The sequence below is a fragment of the Rathayibacter sp. AY1F8 genome, assembly GCF_002932165.1.
Taxonomy (GTDB): Bacteria; Actinomycetota; Actinomycetes; order Actinomycetales; family Microbacteriaceae; genus Rathayibacter.
Genome location: NZ_PSVB01000005.1, coordinates 169,273 through 190,168 on the forward strand (window position 1 = coordinate 169,273; position 20,896 = coordinate 190,168).

Here is a 20,896-nt window from a genome sequence, read left to right on the forward strand (position 1 = left end):
CTCTAGCGGCCGCCGGGGCCCTTCGCGGCCCCGGGCGCGGCACCGCTGCCCGCGGGGGCGCCGACTCCGGTCGCCGCACCGCGAGCGCCCGGGCCGTTGCCGCCCGCGTTGCCGTTGCCGTTGCCGTTGCCGTTGCCGTTGCCGTTGCCGTTGCCGTTGCCGTTGCCGGGAGCGTTCCCGCTGTTGCCGGGTGCGTCGCCGCTGTTCCCCGGAGCGCCACCGCTGTTCCCCGGAGTGTCCTCGCCGGGAGCGGCCGGGGTCTCCTCCGCGGGCTCCTCCGGCTCGGTCGGCGTCTCCTCCGGCTCCGACTCCTCGGGCGAGGGGGCGGGGTCGTCCTCGGTCTCGACGGGGGCCGGCGTGTCCTCCGGCTCCTCCTCGACCGGGGTCGTCTCCTCGGGAGCCGGGGCGGTCGTCTCGGCCGGCGCCGGCTCCGGGGCTCCCGCGATCAGGGCCTCGAGGTCGGCGCGGACGACGTCGACCTGCGCCTGCACCGTCGCTGCGCGGTCGGAGCTGACGGAGTCCTCGGCGAGCGCGGCGTCGAGCGCCGACTGGAGCGAGGCGAGCTCGGTGAGAGCGCCCTGGTAGTCGTCGGCCGAGGCCTTCTCGGCGACGGCCACCACCGCGTCGTCGAGGGTCTGGGCGGTGCCCTCGTCGATGCCCTGCGGCGCGGAGGAGCATCCGCTCAGCAGCAGGACCGAGGCGAGCACGGCGCCGGCGGCGCGCAGTCTGAGGCCCCTCACGAGCGGATGCTCTCGCGCAGCTGACGGAGGTGGTCGCCCAGCTCGCCGTCCACCTGCGGCAGAGGCGACTGGGGACCGTCGATCAGGATGATCGCGAGCCCGACGGCGACCGCGACCAGCGCGAGCACCAGCACGATCAGCCACGGGCTCGGGCCGCGGCGCTGCGGAGGGGCGGCCGCGGGGCGGAGCGGAGCCGTGCGCGGCGCCGGAGCGGTCTGCGGCGCTGGAGCGGTCCGCGGCGCCGGTGCGATCCGCTCGGTCGCGGTGAAGCGCTGCGTCGGAGCGATCGCCTCCGTGGCCGGGTAGGCGTCGGCCGCGAGCCGGCGGGTCGGGTCGAGCGCCTCCGTCCGCGTGATCGGCTCGGTCTCGGCGAGTGGCTCCGTCGACATCACCCGGGTGGCGGGGACGTCGGGGACGACGATGGCCGCCGGCGGGGAGTCGCGCCGTGGATCGATCAGGCGGCGTGCCGACTCCGCCACCTGGAGCGCGGCGGGACGCTCGCCGGGCTCGCGCCGCGTCATCGAGGTCAGGAGCGAGGTCCAGCCGCTGCCGAGCGACTCCGAGACCTCGGGGTCGCGGAGCAGGCGGGCGAGCGTGACCTCGATCGCCGAGCCCGTGAACGGGCGGCGGCCGGTCAGCGACTCCAGGAGCACCAGACCGAGGGAGTAGATGTCGCTCGCCGAGGTGACCGGGTCGCCGTGCGCCTGCTCGGGGCTGAGGTAGGCGGCGGTGCCGATGAGGGTGCCGGGCGCGGTGATCCGCGTCGCGTCGATGAGGGAGGCGATGCCGAAGTCGGCCAGCTTCGGGCGGAACTCGCGGCTGGTCAGCGGGCTCGGGACGAGCAGCACGTTCGACGGCTTCACGTCGCGGTGCACGACTCCGGCCGCGTGGACCGTGTGCAGGGCCTCGCCGAGGTCGCCCGCCATCGAGGCGACGTCGTTCGGCGCGACCGGGCCCTCGGCGAGCCGCTCGGACAGGCTCGGGCCCTCGGCGAGCTCCATCACCATGTAGGCCTGGCCGTTGGTGTCGTCGCCGCCGTCGTGCGCGTCGTAGAGGGTGACGAGGGCGGGGTGGTTGAGCGCCGCGAGCAGCCGGATCTCGGACGCCTTGCGCTGCAGGTCCTGCGCGTCGTCGATGCCGGGGGCGAACATCTTCAGCGCGACGGAGCGGCCGAGGACGCCGTCTCGCGCCCGGTAGACCGTGGCCATGCCGCCGCGGCCGATGAGCTCCTCGATCGTGTACCGGCCGTCGACCGTCGTCCCGACGATGCGGGTGTCGCCTGTCCGGTGGGATGCCACGGGTCCTCCTCGCGGTCGGCGGCGGGTGTGCCGCGCCCCCCGGTGCGACCGTCGACCCAGGGTAGTACGTCGACCCTGCACGCCGCCCTCCCCCGGCCGGGCTGTCAAGCGGGTGCCCCCGCGCGCGCCCCGACGTAGCGTCGGAGGTCCCGACGAAAGGCGACGACATGGACCAGGACCGCACGGAGCAGGACGACCAGGGCTCGACCATCGGCAAGCCGGACGGGGCGGCTCCCGCCACCTCCTCCGAGAGCGAGACCATCGAGAAGGACATCTCGGAGTCGCCCGGCAGCGACCGCGAGACCGAGGCCAAGCAGGACTCGGATCCGGCGGAGAGCCGCACCGAGGTCTCCGGCTCGGCCGAGGTGAAGGCCGTGCCCGGCACGGGCGGCCCGGACGACGTGGGCGACGTCGAGGTCGACCCCGACGAGGTCTCGCTGAACGGCAAGCCGTTCCCGGGTCACGCCGGCACGAAGTAGGACGCCCGGGAGGGGCGGGGCCGCGGCTCCGCCCCTCCCGTGCTCTCCGGTCCACCCACCACCCGTCGTCCGCCCTCGCCCGGGGGGTTCCGCAGATCGCGCGGATCGTCCCGCGCCTTCCGAGCGAACGGCCTCAGGCGACCGGCGTCAGCAGGCCCGGGTCGCGGCGGTCGACGGTGCGGGAGTTGTTCACGCGGCGGTCGACCGGGTGGGCCGTGACGGTCGAGGCCATCGCGACGGACGCCCGGTCGAGGGTGGCGAGCATCTCCTCGGCGGAGGCGAGCGGAGCCGGGTCGAGCCAGGCGTCGCGCACGTCGGGCGTGAGGAACACGGGCATCCGGTCGTGCACCTCGCCGGAGGCGTCGCGCGCCTCGCGGGTGATGATCGTGAAGGAGACGCGCCAGTCGTCGCCCTCCTTGCGGGCCGTGTAGAGGCCGGCCGCGGCGAGGATCGGCTCCTCGCCCTGCAGGAACCAGGGCTGCTTGCCGTCGGCGCGGGTCTCCCACTCGTAGTACCCGCGCATCGGGACGATCGCGCGCTGCTTGGCGAACGCCCCGCGGAACAGGCCGTTCGTCGCGACCGACTCGAGGCGCGCGTTGATCGGCGAGGGCCCCCTGCCCTTCGACCAGGACGGGGTGAAGCCCCAGGACGCGAGCTCCAGCTCGCGCTCCCGCTCGCCGTCGTGGAGCCGCTCGCGGACGATCGGCGCGACGTCGGTGGGAGCGACGCTGTAGTCGGGCGCCCAGTCCTCGGCGCGCCCGCCCGCGGCGACGAACTCGCGGATCAGCTCATCGGTCTCGGAGTCCATCGCGAAGCGGCCGCACATGCGGGACAGGCTACGCCGCACCTCCGACGCCGCGCGAGGCGCCCGGTCCGACCACCCGGGACTTCGCGGACCAGAAGCGCATCAGCGCGCCGGCGAGGATCGAGCCCAGCGCACCTGCGGCGAGGTCGCCGAGCGTGTCCTCGTAGCCGACGAAGATCGAGGAGTCGATGAAGCGGTGCCCCGCCCACTCGCCCCACTCCCACAGGACGCCCGCCGTCGTCCCGAAGCAGGCGCAGAGCACGACCGCCGGGAGCAGCGGCCCGCGATCGCCCGCGACGGCAGGCACGACTCCGGCCCGCGCGGCGACGATGTAGGCCACCGCGGCGATCAGCCCGTTGAGCACGCAGTGCACGACCAGGTCCCACTGCGGCCAGGCCTCGTAGAGGCCGAGGACGCTGCTCCAGGACGCCACGAGCAGCGCGAGCCCGAAGAGGGCGTCGAGCGCCGGACGGATGCCGAGGAAGCGCGGCAGCACCAGCCCGATCGCCGCGAGCGCGAGCACCGCCACGTCGACCAGGTCCCAGCCGATCGCGGCCGCCACGATGCTCGCCGCCCCGATCGCGCGGATGCCGTCGGCCGTCCACTCCCCGCGGGTGCGCGGGGGCACCAGGAATGTCTCGACGAGGGCGGAGCCGCTCACGGGTTCGTGAAGCGCAGCACGGCCTGGACCGGCTCGTGGTCGGAGGGCGCCGCTCCCCCGTAGCGGACGGCGTTGATCCCCGCGGAGACGACCTCGAACGCGCCCTCGCTGACGAGCAGCCAGTCGATCCGCTTGCCCGGCGCCGGCGGACGGTAGTTCGAGAAGGTGCTCCACGAGTGGGTGAGGTGCTTCTCCGCCGTCTCCCACGCGTCCGCGAGGCGGCCCTCCTCGAGGATCGTCCGGTAGGGGACGGTGTCGACGTCGGTGTTGGTGTCGCCCATCACGATCGCGGGGCGTCCGAGCTCGAGGACGCGGCGGGCGATCAGCTCGGCGGAGCGCTGGCGCGAGCGCCGCGAGATGTGGTCGAAGTGGGTCGAGACCACGGTGAGCTCGCGGCTGGTCGCGTGATCGGTCAGCTCCGCGATCACGGCGGTGCGCGGGATGCGGTTGCCCCAGCTGCGCGAGCCGGCGACGTCCGGGGTGTCCGAGAGGGCGATCTGGGTCCAGTGCCGGACGGCGTAGCGGCTGCGGTCGACGAAGAGCATCACGCGCTCGCCGCCGCGGTCCGCGTCCCGGCCGAAGCCCATCGCCTCGAAGGAGGAGCCCAGCGCCTCGTGCACGGCGGCCGACTGGTCCGGCAGCGCCTCCTGCACGGCGAGGATCGAGGGGCGCTCCTGCTCCAGCACCCGCTGGACGAGCGGGCGGCGCCGGTCCCACTGGTCGACGGCGCGGGAGGTGAGGCGCGGCATCCGCCGGCGGATGTTGTAGGTCATCACGTGCAGATCGGGCGCCTCGGTCGGGCCGATCAGAGGCGTCGCGTCGGTCATCACTCCACCCTACGGGGGCGGATCGAGGTGCCACGGAGGCTTGCGGTGACCGCTCCCGGCCGCTCTACTTCGGACATGCCCCTCTCCCAGGACCTCACCGCCCTCGCCGACGAGCGCTTCGTCTCGCTCACCACGTTCCGGAAGTCCGGGGACGCCGTCTCGACCCCGGTCTGGATCGCCCGCGACGGCCACGAGCTGATCGTCACCACTCCCCGCCGCAGCGGCAAGGTGAAGCGCCTCCGCAATGACGCGCGGGTGACCCTCGTCCCGTGCGACCGCCGCGGCCGCGTCTCCGACTACGCGGTGCCGGTCGAGGCCGCCGCGGAGATCGACGCCGACCCCGGCGAGGTCGAGCGCCTGGGCCGCGTGTTCCTGGCGAAGTACCGGCTCGAGTACCGCGTGTTCCTCCTGATCGAGGGCCTGGTCACCCGCGCCGACCGCACCCGCGTGATGCTCCGCGTCTCCGACCGCTGACCCGCACCGCCCTACACCCCCGGAGGCTCCCGCCGGAAGGCCTGGGGGCCGCCGGACCCGGGGTCTACCGTGGGGCGATCGCCGGTGCCCCTGCGCGCTTCCCGCGTGCGCTCCGGCGGCAGTCAGAAGGAGCACGCAATGAGCATCGGAGCAGGGATCTTCCTCCTCGTCGTCGGCGCGGTCCTCGCCTTCGCGGTGGACGTGCAGGTGTCCGGGATCGACCTGAGGCTGGTCGGCTACATCCTCATGGCGGCCGGAGCGGTCGGCCTGATCCTCGGGCTGGTCCTGCTGACGCGCCGCCGCCAGGCCGTCTCGACCACGCGCTCGGCCGTCGACCCGGCCAGCGGCGAGCAGGTCACCCGCCGCTCGAGCGAGAGCGACGGCCCGCTGATCTGATCGGCGGAACGACGAAGGGCGGGACCTCGCGGTCCCGCCCTTCGTCGTTCACGGCCCTACTCGGCGGGCTCGTCCGGCTCGCCGCCGGAGACGGTGTCGGTGTCGCCGCCACCGGAGGAGGTGTCCGTCCCGGTGCCGTCGGGGAGGTCCTCGGTCTTCTCGGTGTCCTCACCCGTGGTGCGGTCGGTGCTCATGGCGCTCTCCCTTCGCGTCGGCGACCTGCCGACCCTCCCACTCTGCTCCGCCCGCGCCTCGCGGGGCAGGGGGTAGCGGAGGCGGAGGCCGGCGTGGAAGGCGCCTACTCCTCGACGACGATGGTGGTGATGACCGGGTTCCGGCGGTGGCGGCGGGTCAGCCAGCGGCCGAGGGTGCGCGTGATCAGCGCCTCCATGGCCTCGAGCTCAACCGGCTTGCCCGCGGCCTGCAGGACGGCGTCGTCGATCGCCTTGCTCGCATTGGCCTTCCAGCCCGGCTCCTCGACGAAGCCGCGGGTGAAGAACTCGACCGGCTCGCCGAGCGTGCCGCGGTCGAGGTCGGCGATGGCGAGGACCGTGATGGCCCCCTCCTCGGCGAGGACGATGCGGTCGTTCATCGCGTCCTCGGTGGCGACGCCCATCGTGGTGCCGTCAACCAGGATCTGGTCGGCCGGGATGCGCCCGCTGATGCGCGAGCGGCCCTTCACCAGGTCGATCGAGACGCCGTCCTCGATGACGAAGACGTCCTTCTCGTCGATCCCGGTGCGGGTCGCGATCGCCGCGTTCGCGGTGAGGTGGCGCCACTCGCCGTGCACGGGGAGCACCGCGGTGGGGCGGAGGATGTTGTAGCAGTAGGCGAGCTCGCCCGCGCTGGCGTGACCCGAGACGTGCACCTTGGCGTTGCCCTTGTGCACGACGGTGGCGCCCCAGCGGGTGAAGGCGTTGATGATCCGGTAGATCGCGTTCTCGTTGCCGGGGATCAGCGAGCTTGCCAGCAGCACGGTGTCGCCGGGGCCGATGTCGATGATGTGGTCCTTGTTGGCCATGCGCGAGAGCGCCGCCATCGGCTCGCCCTGCGAACCGGTGCAGATCATCACGATCTCGGTCGCGGGGAGCTTCTCGAGCACCTTCATGTCGACGACGAGGCCGGCCGGGATCTTGAGGTAGCCCAGGTCGGCGGCGATGCCCATGTTGCGGACCATCGAGCGGCCGACGAAGGCGACCTTGCGGCCGTGGCGCTGCGCGGCGTCGAGGACCTGCTGGATGCGGTGCACGTGGCTCGCGAAGCTGGACACGACGATGCGGCGCGGCGCGGTGCGGAACACCTGGTCGATCGCGGGGGCGAGGTCGCCCTCCGAGATCGCGAAGCCGGGGACGTCGGCGTTCGTGGAGTCGACCAGGAACAGGTCGACTCCCTCGTCGCCGAGGCGCGCGAAGCCGGGGAGGTCGGTGGTGCGCCCGTCGAGTGGGAACTGGTCCATCTTGAAGTCGCCCGTGTGCAGCACGAGGCCGGCCTCGGTGCGGATCGCGACGGCGAGCCCGTCCGGGATGGAGTGGTTCACGGCGAGGAACTCGAGGTCGAAGACGCCGGCGTCGATCCGGTCGCCCTCCTTCACCGGGCGCGTGCGCGGCGTGATGCGGTGCTCCTGCAGCTTCGCGCTGATCAGCGCGAGGGTGAAGGTCGAGGCGATGATCGGGATGTCGCCGCGCTCCTTGAGGAGGTACGGCACGCCGCCGATGTGGTCCTCGTGGCCGTGGGTGAGGACGATGGCCTCGATGTCCTTCAGGCGCGAGCGGATCGCGGCGAAGTCGGGGAGGATCACGTCGATGCCGGGCTGGTTCTCCTCGGGGAAGAGGACGCCGCAGTCGACGATGAGCAGCTTGCCCTTGTGCTCGAAGACGGTCATGTTGCGGCCGATCTCGCCGAGGCCGCCGAGCGGGGTGATCCGCATGGCGCCCTTCTCGAGGGGCTTGGGCTTGGGGAGCTCGAGGTGGTGGCGGGCGGGCTTGGCGGTTCTGGCGTTTCTCATGCGGTTCTTCCGGGAGGGAGTGGCTGGACGCGGGCGCGCGGCGCAGGGTCCGACCGCGCGCCCGGTCGGGCCGCGGTGATGTGTCGCTCCGGCGCTGTGAGCGCTGTCGGGAGCGGGTGGAGGTGTGCGGGACGGGGCCGGGCGGGGCCGCTCTCAGCGGGCGGTGCCGTCCGTGCGGCGCGCTCTCGCGCACCGACCGTCCCGTACATCCTGCCAGCGTTCCCTGGGTCGCGGGTCCAGGAGGCGGGATCCGGGCCTCGCAGGCGCTCAGGCGCGTGCGTCCTCGACCTCTCGCCGACCCACCGCGTCCTGGCGGCTGCGGAGGAGCTGGCGGCCTGGCGCGCGTGACGGGCGCCGTTCGATGGCTTTACTGCGCTTCACTCGATCTGGATAAAGCACAGTAAGACTCCTGAACCGGCCCGTATGGATGCCGTCGACAATCCCTACACGCCGAACGCGGGAGCGCGACCGGAGATCCTCATCGGCAGAGACGAGCAGACCCAGGCGTTCCGCACCCTGCTGACGCGCCTGCGACGGGGCCGCACGAACCAGTCGATGACCATCACGGGTCTGCGGGGCGTTGGAAAGACGGTCCTTCTCAACAGCTTCCGGACAATCGCCCAGGAGGAGAACGGGGAAGTGATCGAGTTCGAGGCGGTCAAGCACGACGAGGGCCGGTTCCGCCAGGTGCTGGCATCCCAGCTCAAGGCGGCACTCCTCCGCCTGTCCCCCGGCGCGAGATGGACCGACCGCGGGAGGCACGCCGCCGCGGTCTTGAGCGCCTTCGCGGTGTCTGTCGGAGCGGACGGCGTGTGGTCCATCGGATGGGGTGTACCGCCGGCAGAAGGGGTGGCCGATCATCGGGATCTCGGACTGGACCTGACGGACGTCCTCGTCGCCGTGGGTGAAGCGGCGGCCGAGCAGGGCGAGGGGATCGTCGTGCTCATCGACGAGGTCCAGTTCCTCGACTCACCGCAGCTCTAAGCGCTCATCCAAGCCATCCACAAGACCGTGCAGCGGAGCCTCCCCGTCACGTTCGTCGGTGCCGGTCCTCCGCAGATCGCCGAGCTGGTCGGCGATGCGAGATCGTACGCCGAGCGGCTCTTCACCTTTCCGCGGATCGACTCGCTCGATCACGACGAAGCGGTAGCGGCTCTCCGAGAGCCGGCAGCGGCCGAGGGCGCGGCCTACGACGACGACGCTGTTGAGCTCGCAGTCGAGATCACGAGCGGATACCCCCCTTTCATCCAGGAACGGGGCTACCAGGTCTGGACGGTGGCTGAGAACGATCGCATTCACCGGGAGGACGTCGAATTGGCGAGGGAGGCCTAGGAGGCGAAGCTGGACAGCTCCTTCTTCCGCGTGCGACTCGATCGGGCGAGTCCACTTCAGACCGCGTACATGCGAGCCATGGCGGAGCTCGGACCAGAGCCCCAGAAAGCGGGCGACGTCGCGGCGCTTCTGGAGCGCGCGTCCACTCAGCTCGGATCGGTCCGCGCGGAGCTGATCGGGATGTGGCTCCTGTTCACTCCCGAGCACGGGTACGCCGCGTTCACTGTTCCGGACTTCGACCGGTTCATGAAGCGTGAAGTCCCCGTCTTGGAGGTGCCTCCCGTCGTGAGCCGGGGAGCCCGTCGAGCACCCGCCACCGAGGTCTGAGCCAGGCCGCACCCGTTCACGGCCGCCCGGCGTCAGGACTCGTCGGCCTCGAAGCGCAGGGACCGGTCGGCCACCGGCAGCCCGGAGTCGCGCACGGCGGCCTCGATCGCGGCGTGCCCGCCGTCGGGCGCGACGATCCGCAGGCCGTCCTCGGTCGCCCAGTAGGCGGTGACGCCGTGCTCCTCGACGAGGGTCGTGAGCAGCGCGGCGGTCCGCTCCTGCTCGCCGGGACCGACGGTGATCGCGGCCCAGGGACCGGAGATCTCGACCGGGGCGCCCCGCTCCGCGCCCGCAGCGTCCCGCAGGTCCTCCGCCGCCCGGACGATCGGGAGCAGCGCGGGCAGCCCGCCGGAGACGTCCTCGAAGGAGTCGAGGGCGAAGGCCCCCTCGCGGAGCGACGCGTGCAGCTCCAGGCCGCGGCCGAGGCCGTCGATCCGGTCGAGCAGGGCCGACGCGTCGACAGCGGGAGCGGGGCACGCGGCGGTCGGCTCCTCCGCGCCCGCAAAGGAGAGGGTGTTCCCGCCTGCGGACGTCGCCCGGAACGACCACAGCACCGGATCCGCGTACTCGGTCGCGCAGGCCGTCGCGAGGGCGTCGGCGAGCGCCGGCTCCTCGACCGCGACCCCGACCCAGGAGGTCGGCGGGCCGAACGCCGGCGCCTCGACCCAGCGCTCGGCGCCGTCGAGGGAGACTCCGGGCACCGCGGCGACCTCGCTCGTCAGACGGTCGAAGCCGGCGTCGGGCCGTGCGAACGGCGTCTCGTCGATCGTCCAGACGAGGAGCGTCAGCCCGCCGGCGGCGAGGGCCGCGGCGAGGACGCCGGCGACGGGGAGGAGGAGGCGACGGGACACGCCCCCATCCTCGCTCCCCTCCTCCGCGGCGTCACGTGGACATCGGGTGAACGGACGGTGCGTCGGCGACGACGGCTCCCGCCCGCGGCCCGGCCCGCGCCGCTACTGCCCGGCGCCCATCCCGCCGTCGATCCGGTACTGGGCGCCCGTGATGAACGAGCTCTCGTCCGAGGCGAGGAAGAGCACCAGCGCGGCGATGTCCGAGGCCTCGGCGTAGCGTCCGAGCGGGATCCCGGCCTCGTAGGCGGCACGCTGCTTCTCAGCGTCGCCGCCGCCCGCCTCGATCGAGCGCATCATCCGCGTGTTCACGGGCGACGGGTGGATCGAGTTGACCCGGACGCCGGTGCCCGCGACCTCGAGGGCCGCGCTCTTGGTGAGCCCGGCGACCCCGTGCTTCGAGGCGACGTAGGGGCTGAGGCCCGGGGCGCCGTCGAGCCCGGCGACGGAGGAGGTGTTGATCACGCTGCCCCGCCCCTGCTCGATCATCCGCGGCAGCACGGAGCGGAGCCCGAGGAAGGCACCGCGCAGGTTGATGCCGATGACGCGGTCGAAGTCCTCGGGGGCCGTGTCGACGATCGACGCCACCCTCCCCTCGATGCCGGCGTTGTTGAAGAAGACGTCGATCCCGCCGAAGGCGTCGACGGTCGCGCTCACGTAGCGGTCGACGTCGTCGGGGTCGGAGACGTCGGCGCGGACGGTGAGGACGCGCCCCTCCGCCTCGAGGCCCGCGGCCGCCTCGTCGAGCGCCGACTGGTCGATGTCGACCAGCACGACGCGGGCTCCGGCGTCCAGGAGCGCGCGGGCGGTCGCGAGGCCGATGCCTCCGGCGCCGCCGGTGATGATCGCGGTGCGGTCGGTGAAGTCGGTCATGGTGATTCCCTTCGTCGTCCGTGGTGCGGGGCGGCGGCGGTGCCGACCCGCTCCCAGCACGCTAGGCGGCGGCCGACCGCCTGCCACGGGGGTCGACCTCCGCGGGGGTCAGGGGTTACCGGCGCAGTCCCGAGACGAGCGCGAGGAGCCCGTCCATCGACTCGACGACGAGGGGCGGGAGGTCGCCGCGCTCGGCGACGAAGGCGATCGGGGTGGTCGCGACGACGTGCCCGGCGAGCTCGCCGTCGACGTGCACGACCAGGAGGCCCGCCCCCTCGGCCTCGGGGGTGCCGACCACGACCTCCCGCTCGCCGAGGAAGCCGGTGCGCGGTTCCGTCCGGGCGGTGCGGATCCACGCGGGCAGCGGCTCCTCGGCGACGTACTTCGAGAGCGCGTCCTCGAGCGACGGGCAGGTCACGTCCTCCTGCGGCAGCCCGAGGCGGTGCGCCTCGAAGCCGCCGTCGACCGGCGTGATGAAGCCGAGCACGGCCTCCGGCTCCCGCGGGTCCTCGGTGCGGGCGCGGACCCGCCAGCCGTCGTCGCCGACCGGGTCGAGCTCCACGTCGTCGACGGTCGCGGGCAGTGCTGTGCGGATCACGGGTGGTCCTTCCTCGAGGGACCGTCCAGTCCACCGGACGGCGGAGGGCGCGTCACCGGGGTTGACGACGGTCGCACCACCCGCATCGAGCACGCCCGCTCCGGACGCGTCCGACTGCTCCCGCTCCGGCACAAGGCCCAGCGCGCGGGCCGCCGTCTCCGCTTGACTGGGGGCGACGCGCCGACCCTCGGCGCACCCGGGAGGCGACATGGCGAACCACCGTTTCGAGCTGCGGTCCGGCCGCGGGATGGGCGTCTCGGCGGCGGGCGACCCCGTCGCCGACCGGCTGGTGGTGTTCTGCCACCCCACTCCCGGAGCGGGCGGCTTCGACCCCGACCCCACTGTCACCGGCCCCTGGGGCCTGCACCTGCTGATCCTCGACCGCCCCGGCTACGGCGCCTCGGACCCGGTCGACGCCGCTCACGGCCGCGTCGAGGACCGCGCGGACGACCTCGCCGAGTACCTGCGCCGCTCCGAGCGCACCGCCCGCATGGTCGAGGGCGCCCGCTTCGGCAGCGTCGGCGTGGTCGGCTGGGGCTCCGGCGGCGCGTTCGCGCTCTCGCTCGCGGCCCGGCACCCCGACCTCGTGGACCGCCTCGCGCTGGTCGGCACCCCCGCGCCCCCGCAGGCCGGCGTGATCGTGCACCCCACCAGCGCGTGGGAGCGGCGCGAGACCCTCCGCGGAGAGGACGCCGACGCGATCGCCGCCGCCCTCCCGCAGACGCAGCCGGGCCTGGACGCGCTCGGGATCGACTCCGACGACCCGGTGCTCGCCACCCACGGCGGACTGCGCAACCGGCTGGAGCGGATGCTCGCCGAGGGCTGGCGGCAGGGCTCGAGCGGCGCCGCGACCGACCTCGCGGCGCTCCGCGACGGCTCCTGGGCCGACGACCTCGACCGGGTGACCGCCGAGACGCTCCTGGTCCACGGCGACGCGGACCCGGTGGCGAGCGCCGAGGACGGCCGCTGGTACCGCGGCCGCCTCGCGCGGGCGCGCACCGTGACGGTCGACGGGGCCGGCCGGCTGGCGCTGGTGCGCGAGTGGCGCCGGATCCTCGACCACGTCGCTCCGCTCGAGCGCGGGGCGGAGGGCCGATGAGCCGCCTGGGCGCGGGCCCGCTCGTGCTCGTGTCGGCGATGGCGGTCTCGGGAGTCGTGCACCTGGTGCACCCGCGGACCTTCGACGCGGTGGTCCCGCGAGGGATGCCCGGCTCGGCGCGCGGATGGGTCCTCGTCTCGGGAGCGGCGGAGCTGGTCTGCGCGGCCGCGACGCTGCACCCGCGGACCCGCGCGGCCGGCGGTCTCGCCTCCGCCGCCCTGATGGCCGCCGTCCTCCCCGGCAACGTGCAGATGGCGCGGGACGCCCGTCGGCCTCGGACCCGGGTGATCACGCTGCTGCGCCTCCCGCTCCAGATCCCGCTCGTGCTCTGGGGTCTTCAGGCGGCACGCAGCCGCTGACGCAAGCCCGCGCGTGCGCGGATCGCCCGCTGCTACCGTCCAGGCATGACCGACCAGAGCGCGGACGACCGCCACGACCAGCTGACCAGCGCCCCGAAGGCGACGGAGGCCGACGCGGCCCCCCGCATCGAGGTCTCGACCACCGAGGCCGGCGACACCCGCATCGACATCCGCGAGGACGCCGCCGTGCGACCGGGCCGTGTCGACGAGAACGGCGACGAGCTCGACGAGAGCCGCGACGATGCCTGAGCGCCGCCGTGCCGCGCTCGTCTACAACCCCGTCAAGGTCGACCTGGAGTCGGTGAAGGCCGCTGTGAAGCGCGCCGAGGAGGCCGCCGGCTGGGAGGAGACGCTCTGGTACGAGACCTCCGTCGAGGACCCCGGGGCCGGTCAGACGAAGGAGGCCCTCGCCGCGGGCGCCGACGTCGTGATCGCGGCCGGCGGCGACGGGACGGTCCGCGTCGTGGCGGAGGCCCTCCGCGGCTCCGACGCCTCGCTCGCGCTGCTGCCCTCCGGCACCGGCAACCTGCTCGCCCGCAACCTGAACCTCACGCTCGACGACATCGACAACTCCCTGACCGTCGCGTTCTCCGGACAGGACCGGGCGATCGACGTCGGGATGATCGACATCGAGACCTCCACGGGCCGCGACCGCCACGCCTACGTCGTGATGGCGGGCCTCGGGATCGACGCGAAGATGCTCGCCAACACCGACGACGACCTCAAGAAGCGGGCCGGCTGGCTCGCCTACGTGGACGCGCTGCGGAAGGCCCTGCTCGACAAGAACCAGCTCGAGTTCCGCTACCGCCTCGACGGCTCGAAGACCCGCAAGGTGCGCGCGCACACGATCATCGTGGGCAACTGCGGCGCCCTGCCGGCGAACATCCTCCTGCTGCCGGACGCGGCCGTCGACGACGGCGAGTTCGACATCGTCCTGCTGCGCCCCGAGGGCTTCTTCGGCTGGGTGCAGATCATCTTCAAGGTGGTGTGGGAGAACGGCGTGCTCCGCCGCAGCGGCGTCGTCGGCAAGAAGCTGATGGGGCTGACCAAGGAGGTGTCGGCCCTGCGGTACGTGAAGGGCCGCGACCTCACGGTCCGCCTCGAGCACGCGCAGGAGATCGAGCTCGACGGCGATCCGTTCGGCTCGACCTCGGCGTTCCGCACCTGGATCGAGCCCGGCGGGCTGACGGTGCGCGTCCCGGCGTAGCGCCGGCGGCGGCCGGGCGGATCCGCCCGGTCCGCCTCCCGCCGGGAGAGAGGATCGTCATCCCTCCCGGCGGAGGCGTCTGCTCCGAGCAGGACGGTGCAGTGCGGCTTCGGGTACCGCACCCCATGCACCTGCATGAACACGGCGACTGTAGTGCGGAATCCGTCGCCGCCGCAACGATCCGCGGGGCTCCGGCGGCTCGAATGGGTAATTCCACCGTGCGATGCTCCGTGACCGCGACGGATTCCGCAGCTGACTCGCCCCGGCCGGAACGTGATCGCCCGTCCGTCGATCGACGGGGCTTCTCCTCGGCACGGTGCCGACACGCGCACGAAACGCCCGCCCGCTAGCGTGCGGACATGACATTCCGTGCGTCAGCCGCGCTCAGCGCGCTCGTGGCCTCCTCCCTCCTCCTCGCACCCGCCGCCATCGCCTCCCCCGCCGCCCGCGCGGGCGCCGTCGACGGGGGCACCAGCGCCGGCGATCCGTACTTCCCCGGCCTCGGCAGCAGCGGCTTCGACGCCCTCACCTACAGCCTCGTCCTGAAGTACGATCCGGCGACCCGGGCCCTCGGCGGCAGGGCCGTGGTCACCCTCGCGCCCCAGAAGGACCTGCGCTCGCTCTCCTTCGACCTGACCGGCCTCACCGTCTCGAAGGTCACCGTCAACGCCGGGGGCGCCCGGTTCTCGCAGTCGGGGGACGAGCTGACCGTCACGCCCGCCCGGACCCTCCGGAAGGGCCTGCCCGCGCTGGTGAGCATCGACTACGCCGGGACCACCGGGAACCCCGTCGACGGCACCGGGGCCCCCTTCGGCTGGTGGTCGACGGACGACGGCGCCCTGGTCGCCAGCGAGCCGGACGGCGCCTCGACCTGGTACCCCGTCAACGACTCGCCCGCCGACAAGGCGCGCTACACCTTCAGCATCACCGTCCCGGAGGGCCGGACGGTCGTCGCGAACGGCCTGCCGGTCGGCTCCCCCACCACGTCGAAGGGGTGGACGACCTCGCGCTGGGTCGAGACCAGCCCCATGGCGAGCTACCTCGCCATGGTGAACATCGGCGACTACGACCTGGTCCGCTCCACCCAGGGCGGCGTGACGACCATCGACGCGATCGACCGGGACATCACCGGCGACACCCGCGCCCGCACCGAGACGGCCCTCGCGAAGCAGGGCGCGATCATCGACTACTTCTCCTCCGTCTTCGGCCCGTACCCGTTCCGCTCGGCCGGAGCCGTGGTCGACGACGAGCGGATCGGCTACGCCCTCGAGACCCAGGGCCGCTCGTTCTACTCCGGCGGCGCGGACGAGTCGACGGTCGCGCACGAGACCGCGCACCAGTGGTACGGCGACAGCGTCACTCCGGAGACCTGGTCCGACATCTGGCTGAACGAGGGCTTCGCGACCTACGCCGAGTGGCTCTGGGAGGAGCACACCGGCGGCGCGAGCGTCACCGAGTCCGCCGCCCGGGTCGCCGCCGCTCCTGCCGACGACCCGTTCTGGTCGACCGCCGTCGCCGACCCCGGAGCCGCGGGCCTCTTCGACGCGCCCGTCTACGACCGCGGCGGCCTGACCCTCGTCGCCCTCCGCGACCGGATCGGCGCGGACGCGTTCGGCGTGCTGCTGAAGCGCTGGGCCTCCGAGAACCGCTACTCGAACGCGACGACCGCCGACTTCCAGGCCCTGGCCGAGAACGTCTCCGGCTCCGACCTGGCGGACTTCTTCGACACCTGGCTGCGCACGCCGGAGAAGCCCGCCGGTCTCTGACCCCCGGATCGCCGCGGCGCGGCCGGGGTGTCAAGGAGGGACGGCAGGTCGGCCCGAGCCGATACCGTCCCTCCATGGGCTTCTTCGACCGCAACGACTCCTCGACCAGCGCCGCCGCGCCGCAGCCGAGCGCACCCGATCCGCAGCGGCGGGTCTGGAGCGACGGCCTCGGCCGGTTCGCCACCCGCTGCCTCCAGGTGGTCATCGTCCTCCTGCTGGCCTCGGTGCTCGTCTTCGCGATGACGCAGCTCACGCTGGTGCTCATCCCCGTGATGATCGCGCTCATCCTCGCCGCGGCGATCCACCCGGTGCTGGCGTGGATGCGGCGCAAGGGCGTGCCGTCGATCCTCGCGACCTGGCTGGCGCTGATCGGGCTGCTCGCGGTCCTCGGCGCGGTCGGCTGGCTGATCACGGTCGCGGTCCGCAACCAGTGGGACGAGCTGGTCAGCAGCGCCTCCGACGGCATCACCTCGCTGCAGGACTACGTGCAGCACCTGCCGTTCCAGATCACCGACGAGCAGATCGAGTCCGCCCGCCAGTCGGTCGTCGACTTCCTCACCTCCAGCTCGTTCGGCAACGGCGCGCTCGCGGGCGTCTCCGCAGCGGCGAACTTCATCACCGGCCTCGTGCTGATGATCGTGGTGCTCTTCTTCTTCATGAAGGACGGCCCGAAGATCTGGGAGTTCCTCCTGCGCCCCTTCACCGGCTCGGGCTACGAGCGCGCCAAGCGCGTCGGGCACAAGACGGTCGACGTGCTGGGCGGCTACGTCCGCGGAACGGCGACCGTCGCGGCGGTCGACGCGATCGGCATCGGAGTCGCGCTGGCGATCATCCAGGTGCCGCTGGCGATCCCGCTGGCCGTCATCGTCTTCCTCACCGCGTTCATCCCGATCGTCGGAGCCACGGCCGCCGGCATCCTCGCCGCTCTCGTCGCGCTGGTGGCCAACGGCCCGGTCGCCGCGCTGATCGTGATCCTGGTCGTCATCGGGGTCAACCAGCTCGAGGGCAACTTCCTCCAGCCGGTCGTGATGGCGCGCTCGCTGAAGCTGCACCCGCTGATCGTCCTGATCGCCCTGACCGTGGGCACCGTCCTCGCCGGCATCGTCGGCGCCGTGCTGGCCGTGCCGATCGCGGCCGTCGTCTGGGGCATCGTCTCGATCTGGAACGGACCCTCCGACCCCGCCGAGCCCGCGCGGCAGAAGCGCGCCGAGACGGTCTAGGCCCCCGGGATCGTCGAGCGCGCGCCTAGCGCTCGACGATCCCGTCGCGCAGCGCCTGCCGGCGGAGCGAGATCTTCGTGCCGACGGCCAGCCCCTCCGCCCGGTACTTGCCCCGGGCGCTGCGCAGCGAGCTCCGTGCGGCGTCCTGGGTGATGCCGAGGAGCGTGGCGACCTGCTTCAGCGGCATCCCGTCGACGAAGAGGCGGACGATCTCCCGCTCGCGGTGCGTCAGGGTGCCCGGGCGGTCGGCCCCGAGCAGCTCCCGCGTCTGCGCCGTCAGGAAGCGCTCGTCGCGCGCCGCCGCTCGGATCGCCGCGAGGATCGTCTCGGTCCGCTCGCTCTTGACCACGTAGCCGTGCGCCCCGGCCTCGAGCGCCCGGCTGATCGTCCCCGGCTCGGAGTGCGTGCTGATGATGATCGTGGCGGCGCCGGCGGCCGCGATGATCCGGATCTTCATGGCGAGGTCGAGCTCGTCGCCGAGGTCGATGTCGAGCAGCACCACGTCGGTCGGGAAGGCCGGGTGCGCGAGCAGGTCCGTCCAGGTGCCGGCCGTCGCCGCCACGCGGATGTCCCTGCCCGAGCGGCGGATCCACTCCGCCAGCGCCGCCAGCAGGATCGGGTGGTCGTCGAGGATGGCCAGCGTGATCGCGGGCTCGTCGCTCATGTCGTCGTCCTCCTCCGGGGCCGGTGGGCGACGAGGATCCTCGTCGCGCCGTGGTCGGTCGTCGTGCGGTGCTCGCCGAGCTCGCTGAGGATGCCCCAGACCGAGCGGTCGAGGTCGCGGGTGCGGATGCCCGCGGCGACCAGGGCGAGCTCCACCCCGCCGCCCTGGCCCGGCTCCAGGCGGACGGCGAGCGGGGTCCTCCCCGCGGGGGCGGTGAGCAGCCAGAGCACCGAGAGCAGCCGCGAGCGGTCGAGCGGGGCCAGCAGCGCCGCGGCCCCGCTCGGATCGTCGATCGCGACAGCGGAGGACAGCAGCGCCGACTCCTCCACCGCGATCCTCAGCCAGGTGCGGTCGTGGCTGCGGGCGAGCGCCTCGCGGAGCTCGTCTCCGAGCACCCGCGCCCGCTCGCCCAGCTCCTCGTCCAGCGGCACCGGCGTCCGGACCCGTTCGAGGAGCTCCTCGATGCGGGCGTCCACCTGCGAGAACTCGTCGTCCGCGGCGTGGACGGTGCCGTCGGCCAGGCTGCGGTCGAGCGTGCGCCGCACGTACTGGTCGAGCGAGGTGAGCACGACGACGCACACGGCCGCGGGCGCGACGGCGAGGAGGACGTTGCTCACCGCGAGGGCGGCGCCTCCGTCGCCGAGGAGCGCCTGGCCGACGAGGCCGAGCGCCGCGAGCGCGACCAGGACCACGAGGGCGAGGAACGAGCGCGAGAGCGGCTGGAAGGTGATCAGCGCGATCACGCCCGCGCCCACTCCCACGCAGACCGACGGGTAGTACATCGGTGCCGGAGTGGGCAGGGCGTGGTCGGCGAACTCGAGCAGCAGCGCGGCCACGTCCACAGCGAGGACGCCCGCGAAGGCCCGGCGGGGCAGCTCGCCGTGGCGGCGGAGGGCGATCGAGACCCCCACCGCGCTCGCGGCGACGACCAGCAGCCAGGAGAGTCCGCTCAGCCAGGTCGCGGACCGCGCGTCGAGGGACCAGAGGTACGAGATCACTCCGCGGATGTCGAGCAGCACCGCCATCGTGAGGAAGCCCAGCCCGAGGTAGCTCCCGCTCAGGCGGTTCGGCCGGGTGAGGCGCTCGCGGATGCTCCACAGCGCGCCCGGGCTCCTGTCCGCCGCCCGGACCAGCTCCAGGAGCGTCCCCTCCTCCTGCCGCGACCCGCTCACAGCGGCACGCTCAGCAGCACGGTCGCGCCGGACCCGGGCGCCGAGAAGACCCGGACCTCGCCGCCCACCGTCTCGATCCGGCCGACGACCGACTCCGCGAGGCCGAGGCGTCCGGCCGCCACCGCGGCCGGGTCGAAACCGCGCCCCTCGTCCGAGACGACGACGCGGAGCGAGCCCGCCTCCTCCGCCACGCTCACGTGGGCCAGGGCCGCTCCGGAGTGGCGCCGCACGTTCTCGAGGCACTCCCCGGTCGCGCGCACCACGGCGTCGAGCACCTCCGGTCGGATCCGCGGCTGCGCACCGCCGTGCCAGCGCACCTCCACGCCCACCGCCGCCGACCGCCGACCGAGCGCGAGGAGCGCCTCCGGCACCCCGGCCGCCCCGTCCGGGTCCGGCTCCTCCACCGTCTCCAGACCGCGCAGGAGGGCCAGGTCGGCGGCGGCCCGGTCGCGCAGCACGGGAGCGGGTACGCCCTCCCCCCGGTGCGCCACCAGCGTCAGCGTCGCCAGGATCGTGTCGTGCATCAGCCGCGCGTCGGCGCGGTGCCGGGACTCGCTCTCGCTCGAGCGGCGCTCGGCGTCGTGGGCGGTCCGGAGGCGGGCGGTGCCGACGTGCGCACGCGCGACGCAGCCCGCGAGCCACCGCGCGGCGGTCAGGAGCAGCGCCCAGCAGACGACGACCGAGATCAGGGCGAAGGGAGCGCGCCCGGACGCGCCCGTCGCCGCCGCGCCGAGGGCGAGGACCGGGAGCAGCGCGAGGACCGCGGCCCACGGCATGCCCCGCCAGGAGCCGACGGCGAGCAGCGCGCACGGCAAAGCCATCGAGGCGAGCATCGTGATCCCGCCCAGAACGGCGCGGAGGGAGGCGTCGACGCCCGGCGAGAGGAAGGCGGCGAGTGCCGCGACGTCCAGCGCGGATCCCAGGATCACGGCCCTCGTCCCGGTCGCGACCGATCGGCCGGGCGCGAGCTGCACGAGCGCCGAGACGACCAGCAGCGCCAGGCTCGGCAGCACCGTGATCAGCTGCGCGGGCGTCAGGGCGAGCAGGTGCAGCGCGGAGGCGGCGGTCAGCACCCCGCCCGCCCGCCGGGCGCAGAGCACGCCGACCTCGCGCTGCTCGCGCAGCAGCACCGCGGCGTCGGCGGGCCGGGGAGGCAGGGGCACGGTGACCTCGGGAGGACGGGCTCCGGGCTCGTTCCGGGGCGACGGTGGCGGGGAGGCTGTGGCGGGGAACGGCGCGATCCGAGTCGTATCGTGGCACACCGCGACCCGCCCGGACAGCGGTTCCGGCCGCCTCGCGCACGCGGATCGGCGCGCCGTCTGACGCGGGCGGTCGCGCTCGGGGGCAGTGATCCCGTAGAGTCGAGACATCTCCTGGGCGATCGCCCGAATTCCACGGCTGAGAAGTCGCACGACGACGAAGAGACTCAGCCCCTGATAGAGACCGCACCGACTGAGAGCATCGTCCTCGGTCGTCCGGTTCGAACGCCCGCCTCGCACGCGGGTACCGCCCTTCACAGGACGCCGCGGAAGCCGCGCCGTTCCTCGTTCGACCCCCGCTCCACCGGCACGCCCGGTCCGCGGGACGTTCTCCCCCGCAGAGCCGCCCTCCCCCGGAGGCGCGAGCTCAGCCCCTAGACGACCCGGACGACTCCGGCAGACGCGTGTTTCACCCGCGGAGGCCGAGTCGAGCGGGTACCGCACACTCGTGCGGACTCTGACGACGCAGGCCCCGGTCGGCGTCATT

At 73.5% G+C, this 20,896-nt stretch carries 24 protein-coding genes; 11 read left to right on the top strand and 13 right to left on the bottom strand.

Annotated elements, in window-relative coordinates:
- Nucleotides 1-2: 2 nt before the first annotated feature.
- Nucleotides 3-740, bottom strand: a complete 738-nt coding sequence (locus C5C35_RS16690; protein ID WP_146084571.1) for a hypothetical protein — start codon at nt 738-740, stop codon at nt 3-5.
- Nucleotides 737-2,038, bottom strand: coding sequence for a serine/threonine-protein kinase (locus tag C5C35_RS06345; protein ID WP_104262770.1), 1,302 nt, complete (start codon nt 2,036-2,038; stop codon nt 737-739). The genes C5C35_RS16690 and C5C35_RS06345 overlap by 4 nt, the downstream gene beginning before the upstream one ends.
- 167 nt (nt 2,039-2,205) lie before the next feature.
- On the opposite strand from C5C35_RS06345, the gene C5C35_RS06350 reads away from it, so the two are divergent.
- Complete coding sequence (locus C5C35_RS06350; RefSeq protein ID WP_104262771.1) at nt 2,206-2,517, top strand: hypothetical protein; 312 nt, start codon at nt 2,206-2,208, stop codon at nt 2,515-2,517.
- 133 nt (nt 2,518-2,650) lie between these two features.
- Here C5C35_RS06350 and C5C35_RS06355 read toward each other — a convergent pair whose 3' ends face one another.
- Genes C5C35_RS06355 through C5C35_RS06365 form a run of 3 tightly spaced genes read right to left on the bottom strand, consistent with a single transcriptional unit; the run spans nt 2,651 to nt 4,810 of the window.
- Nucleotides 2,651-3,343, bottom strand: coding sequence for an SOS response-associated peptidase (locus C5C35_RS06355; protein WP_104226115.1), 693 nt, complete (start codon nt 3,341-3,343; stop codon nt 2,651-2,653).
- A 10-nt stretch (nt 3,344-3,353) separates the two neighbouring features.
- On the bottom strand, nt 3,354-3,950 hold the full coding sequence (locus tag C5C35_RS06360; protein ID WP_146078785.1) for a hypothetical protein: 597 nt from the start codon (nt 3,948-3,950) through the stop codon (nt 3,354-3,356).
- Nucleotides 3,951-3,979: 29 nt separating this feature from the next.
- Entirely contained in the window at nt 3,980-4,810 is an 831-nt protein-coding gene (locus tag C5C35_RS06365) for an endonuclease/exonuclease/phosphatase family protein (RefSeq protein ID WP_104262773.1), read from the bottom strand.
- A gap of 75 nt (nt 4,811-4,885) precedes the next feature.
- Between C5C35_RS06365 and C5C35_RS06370 the strand changes: the two genes are divergently transcribed.
- Both C5C35_RS06370 and C5C35_RS06375 read left to right on the top strand, forming a co-directional pair.
- Nucleotides 4,886-5,284, top strand: coding sequence for a PPOX class F420-dependent oxidoreductase (locus C5C35_RS06370; protein WP_104246944.1), 399 nt, complete (start codon nt 4,886-4,888; stop codon nt 5,282-5,284).
- Nucleotides 5,285-5,422: 138 nt separating this feature from the next.
- On the top strand, nt 5,423-5,680 hold the full coding sequence (locus C5C35_RS06375) for a DUF6458 family protein (protein WP_104262774.1): 258 nt from the start codon (nt 5,423-5,425) through the stop codon (nt 5,678-5,680).
- Between the two features lie 56 nt (nt 5,681-5,736).
- Here C5C35_RS06375 and C5C35_RS16940 read toward each other — a convergent pair whose 3' ends face one another.
- Both C5C35_RS16940 and C5C35_RS06380 read right to left on the bottom strand, forming a co-directional pair.
- Nucleotides 5,737-5,874, bottom strand: a complete 138-nt coding sequence (locus C5C35_RS16940) for a hypothetical protein (RefSeq protein ID WP_159940924.1) — start codon at nt 5,872-5,874, stop codon at nt 5,737-5,739.
- Nucleotides 5,875-5,978: 104 nt separating this feature from the next.
- Nucleotides 5,979-7,685 carry a ribonuclease J gene (locus C5C35_RS06380; RefSeq protein WP_104222925.1) on the bottom strand — a complete coding sequence of 569 codons (1,707 nt, stop codon included), beginning with the start codon at nt 7,683-7,685 and terminating at the stop codon, nt 5,979-5,981.
- Between the two features lie 423 nt (nt 7,686-8,108).
- Here C5C35_RS06380 and C5C35_RS17210 point away from each other — a divergent pair, with 423 nt between their 5' ends.
- Nucleotides 8,109-8,669, top strand: coding sequence for an ATP-binding protein (locus tag C5C35_RS17210; protein ID WP_258066317.1), 561 nt, complete (start codon nt 8,109-8,111; stop codon nt 8,667-8,669).
- Nucleotides 8,670-8,696: 27 nt separating this feature from the next.
- Nucleotides 8,697-9,017 (top strand): hypothetical protein, encoded by a 321-nt coding sequence (locus tag C5C35_RS17215; protein ID WP_258066316.1) that lies wholly within the window; start codon nt 8,697-8,699, stop codon nt 9,015-9,017.
- Nucleotides 9,018-9,376: 359 nt separating this feature from the next.
- Here C5C35_RS17215 and C5C35_RS06390 read toward each other — a convergent pair whose 3' ends face one another.
- The 3 genes from C5C35_RS06390 to C5C35_RS06400 all read right to left on the bottom strand — a co-directional run bounded on the left by C5C35_RS06390 (nt 9,377) and on the right by C5C35_RS06400 (nt 11,663).
- The gene (locus C5C35_RS06390) at nt 9,377-10,195 is read right to left on the bottom strand and encodes a hypothetical protein (protein ID WP_104262775.1); all 819 of its coding nucleotides are present in this window, start codon (nt 10,193-10,195) and stop codon (nt 9,377-9,379) included.
- A gap of 102 nt (nt 10,196-10,297) precedes the next feature.
- Nucleotides 10,298-11,065, bottom strand: coding sequence for an SDR family NAD(P)-dependent oxidoreductase (locus tag C5C35_RS06395; RefSeq protein ID WP_104226110.1), 768 nt, complete (start codon nt 11,063-11,065; stop codon nt 10,298-10,300).
- A gap of 115 nt (nt 11,066-11,180) precedes the next feature.
- Nucleotides 11,181-11,663, bottom strand: a complete 483-nt coding sequence (locus tag C5C35_RS06400; protein WP_104262776.1) for a hypothetical protein — start codon at nt 11,661-11,663, stop codon at nt 11,181-11,183.
- A gap of 208 nt (nt 11,664-11,871) precedes the next feature.
- Here C5C35_RS06400 and C5C35_RS06405 point away from each other — a divergent pair, with 208 nt between their 5' ends.
- From C5C35_RS06405 to C5C35_RS06430, 6 genes are all read left to right on the top strand, one after another.
- A complete protein-coding gene (locus C5C35_RS06405) occupies nt 11,872-12,762 on the top strand; it encodes an alpha/beta fold hydrolase (RefSeq protein WP_104246947.1) in 891 nt (296 codons plus the stop codon).
- On the top strand, nt 12,759-13,121 hold the full coding sequence (locus C5C35_RS06410) for a hypothetical protein (RefSeq protein WP_104222929.1): 363 nt from the start codon (nt 12,759-12,761) through the stop codon (nt 13,119-13,121). Before C5C35_RS06405 ends, C5C35_RS06410 begins: the two co-directional genes overlap by 4 nt.
- Before the next feature lie 45 nt (nt 13,122-13,166).
- The gene (locus tag C5C35_RS06415) at nt 13,167-13,370 is read left to right on the top strand and encodes a multidrug transporter (RefSeq protein ID WP_104222930.1); all 204 of its coding nucleotides are present in this window, start codon (nt 13,167-13,169) and stop codon (nt 13,368-13,370) included.
- The gene (locus C5C35_RS06420) at nt 13,363-14,328 is read left to right on the top strand and encodes a diacylglycerol kinase family protein (protein ID WP_104222931.1); all 966 of its coding nucleotides are present in this window, start codon (nt 13,363-13,365) and stop codon (nt 14,326-14,328) included. The genes C5C35_RS06415 and C5C35_RS06420 overlap by 8 nt, the downstream gene beginning before the upstream one ends.
- A gap of 359 nt (nt 14,329-14,687) precedes the next feature.
- Nucleotides 14,688-16,094, top strand: coding sequence for a M1 family metallopeptidase (locus C5C35_RS06425; RefSeq protein ID WP_104262777.1), 1,407 nt, complete (start codon nt 14,688-14,690; stop codon nt 16,092-16,094).
- A 74-nt stretch (nt 16,095-16,168) separates the two neighbouring features.
- Nucleotides 16,169-17,314, top strand: coding sequence for an AI-2E family transporter (locus C5C35_RS06430; RefSeq protein ID WP_104233055.1), 1,146 nt, complete (start codon nt 16,169-16,171; stop codon nt 17,312-17,314).
- Nucleotides 17,315-17,339: 25 nt separating this feature from the next.
- On the opposite strand, the gene C5C35_RS06435 is transcribed toward C5C35_RS06430, so the two are convergent.
- From C5C35_RS06435 to C5C35_RS06445, 3 genes are read right to left on the bottom strand one after another with little or no spacing between them, the layout of a single operon-like run.
- Complete coding sequence (locus C5C35_RS06435; RefSeq protein ID WP_104262778.1) at nt 17,340-17,978, bottom strand: response regulator; 639 nt, start codon at nt 17,976-17,978, stop codon at nt 17,340-17,342.
- Entirely contained in the window at nt 17,975-19,150 is a 1,176-nt protein-coding gene (locus C5C35_RS06440) for a hypothetical protein (RefSeq protein ID WP_104262779.1), read from the bottom strand. Before C5C35_RS06440 ends, C5C35_RS06435 begins: the two co-directional genes overlap by 4 nt.
- Nucleotides 19,147-20,313, bottom strand: coding sequence for a sensor histidine kinase (locus C5C35_RS06445; RefSeq protein WP_104262780.1), 1,167 nt, complete (start codon nt 20,311-20,313; stop codon nt 19,147-19,149). Before C5C35_RS06445 ends, C5C35_RS06440 begins: the two co-directional genes overlap by 4 nt.
- Nucleotides 20,314-20,896: the final 583 nt, after the last annotated feature.

Coding starts and splice junctions, on each gene's coding strand:
- C5C35_RS06350 (WP_104262771.1), top strand. CDS start 2,206: ATGGACCAGGACCGCACGGAGCAGGACGACCAGGGCTCGACCATCGGC.
- C5C35_RS06355 (WP_104226115.1), bottom strand. CDS start 3,343: ATGTGCGGCCGCTTCGCGATGGACTCCGAGACCGATGAGCTGATCCGC.
- C5C35_RS06365 (WP_104262773.1), bottom strand. CDS start 4,810: ATGACCGACGCGACGCCTCTGATCGGCCCGACCGAGGCGCCCGATCTG.
- C5C35_RS06370 (WP_104246944.1), top strand. CDS start 4,886: ATGCCCCTCTCCCAGGACCTCACCGCCCTCGCCGACGAGCGCTTCGTC.
- C5C35_RS06375 (WP_104262774.1), top strand. CDS start 5,423: ATGAGCATCGGAGCAGGGATCTTCCTCCTCGTCGTCGGCGCGGTCCTC.
- C5C35_RS16940 (WP_159940924.1), bottom strand. CDS start 5,874: ATGAGCACCGACCGCACCACGGGTGAGGACACCGAGAAGACCGAGGAC.
- C5C35_RS06380 (WP_104222925.1), bottom strand. CDS start 7,685: ATGAGAAACGCCAGAACCGCCAAGCCCGCCCGCCACCACCTCGAGCTC.
- C5C35_RS17210 (WP_258066317.1), top strand. CDS start 8,109: ATGGATGCCGTCGACAATCCCTACACGCCGAACGCGGGAGCGCGACCG.
- C5C35_RS06395 (WP_104226110.1), bottom strand. CDS start 11,065: ATGACCGACTTCACCGACCGCACCGCGATCATCACCGGCGGCGCCGGA.
- C5C35_RS06405 (WP_104246947.1), top strand. CDS start 11,872: ATGGCGAACCACCGTTTCGAGCTGCGGTCCGGCCGCGGGATGGGCGTC.
- C5C35_RS06410 (WP_104222929.1), top strand. CDS start 12,759: ATGAGCCGCCTGGGCGCGGGCCCGCTCGTGCTCGTGTCGGCGATGGCG.
- C5C35_RS06415 (WP_104222930.1), top strand. CDS start 13,167: ATGACCGACCAGAGCGCGGACGACCGCCACGACCAGCTGACCAGCGCC.
- C5C35_RS06420 (WP_104222931.1), top strand. CDS start 13,363: ATGCCTGAGCGCCGCCGTGCCGCGCTCGTCTACAACCCCGTCAAGGTC.
- C5C35_RS06425 (WP_104262777.1), top strand. CDS start 14,688: ATGACATTCCGTGCGTCAGCCGCGCTCAGCGCGCTCGTGGCCTCCTCC.
- C5C35_RS06430 (WP_104233055.1), top strand. CDS start 16,169: ATGGGCTTCTTCGACCGCAACGACTCCTCGACCAGCGCCGCCGCGCCG.
- C5C35_RS06435 (WP_104262778.1), bottom strand. CDS start 17,978: ATGAGCGACGAGCCCGCGATCACGCTGGCCATCCTCGACGACCACCCG.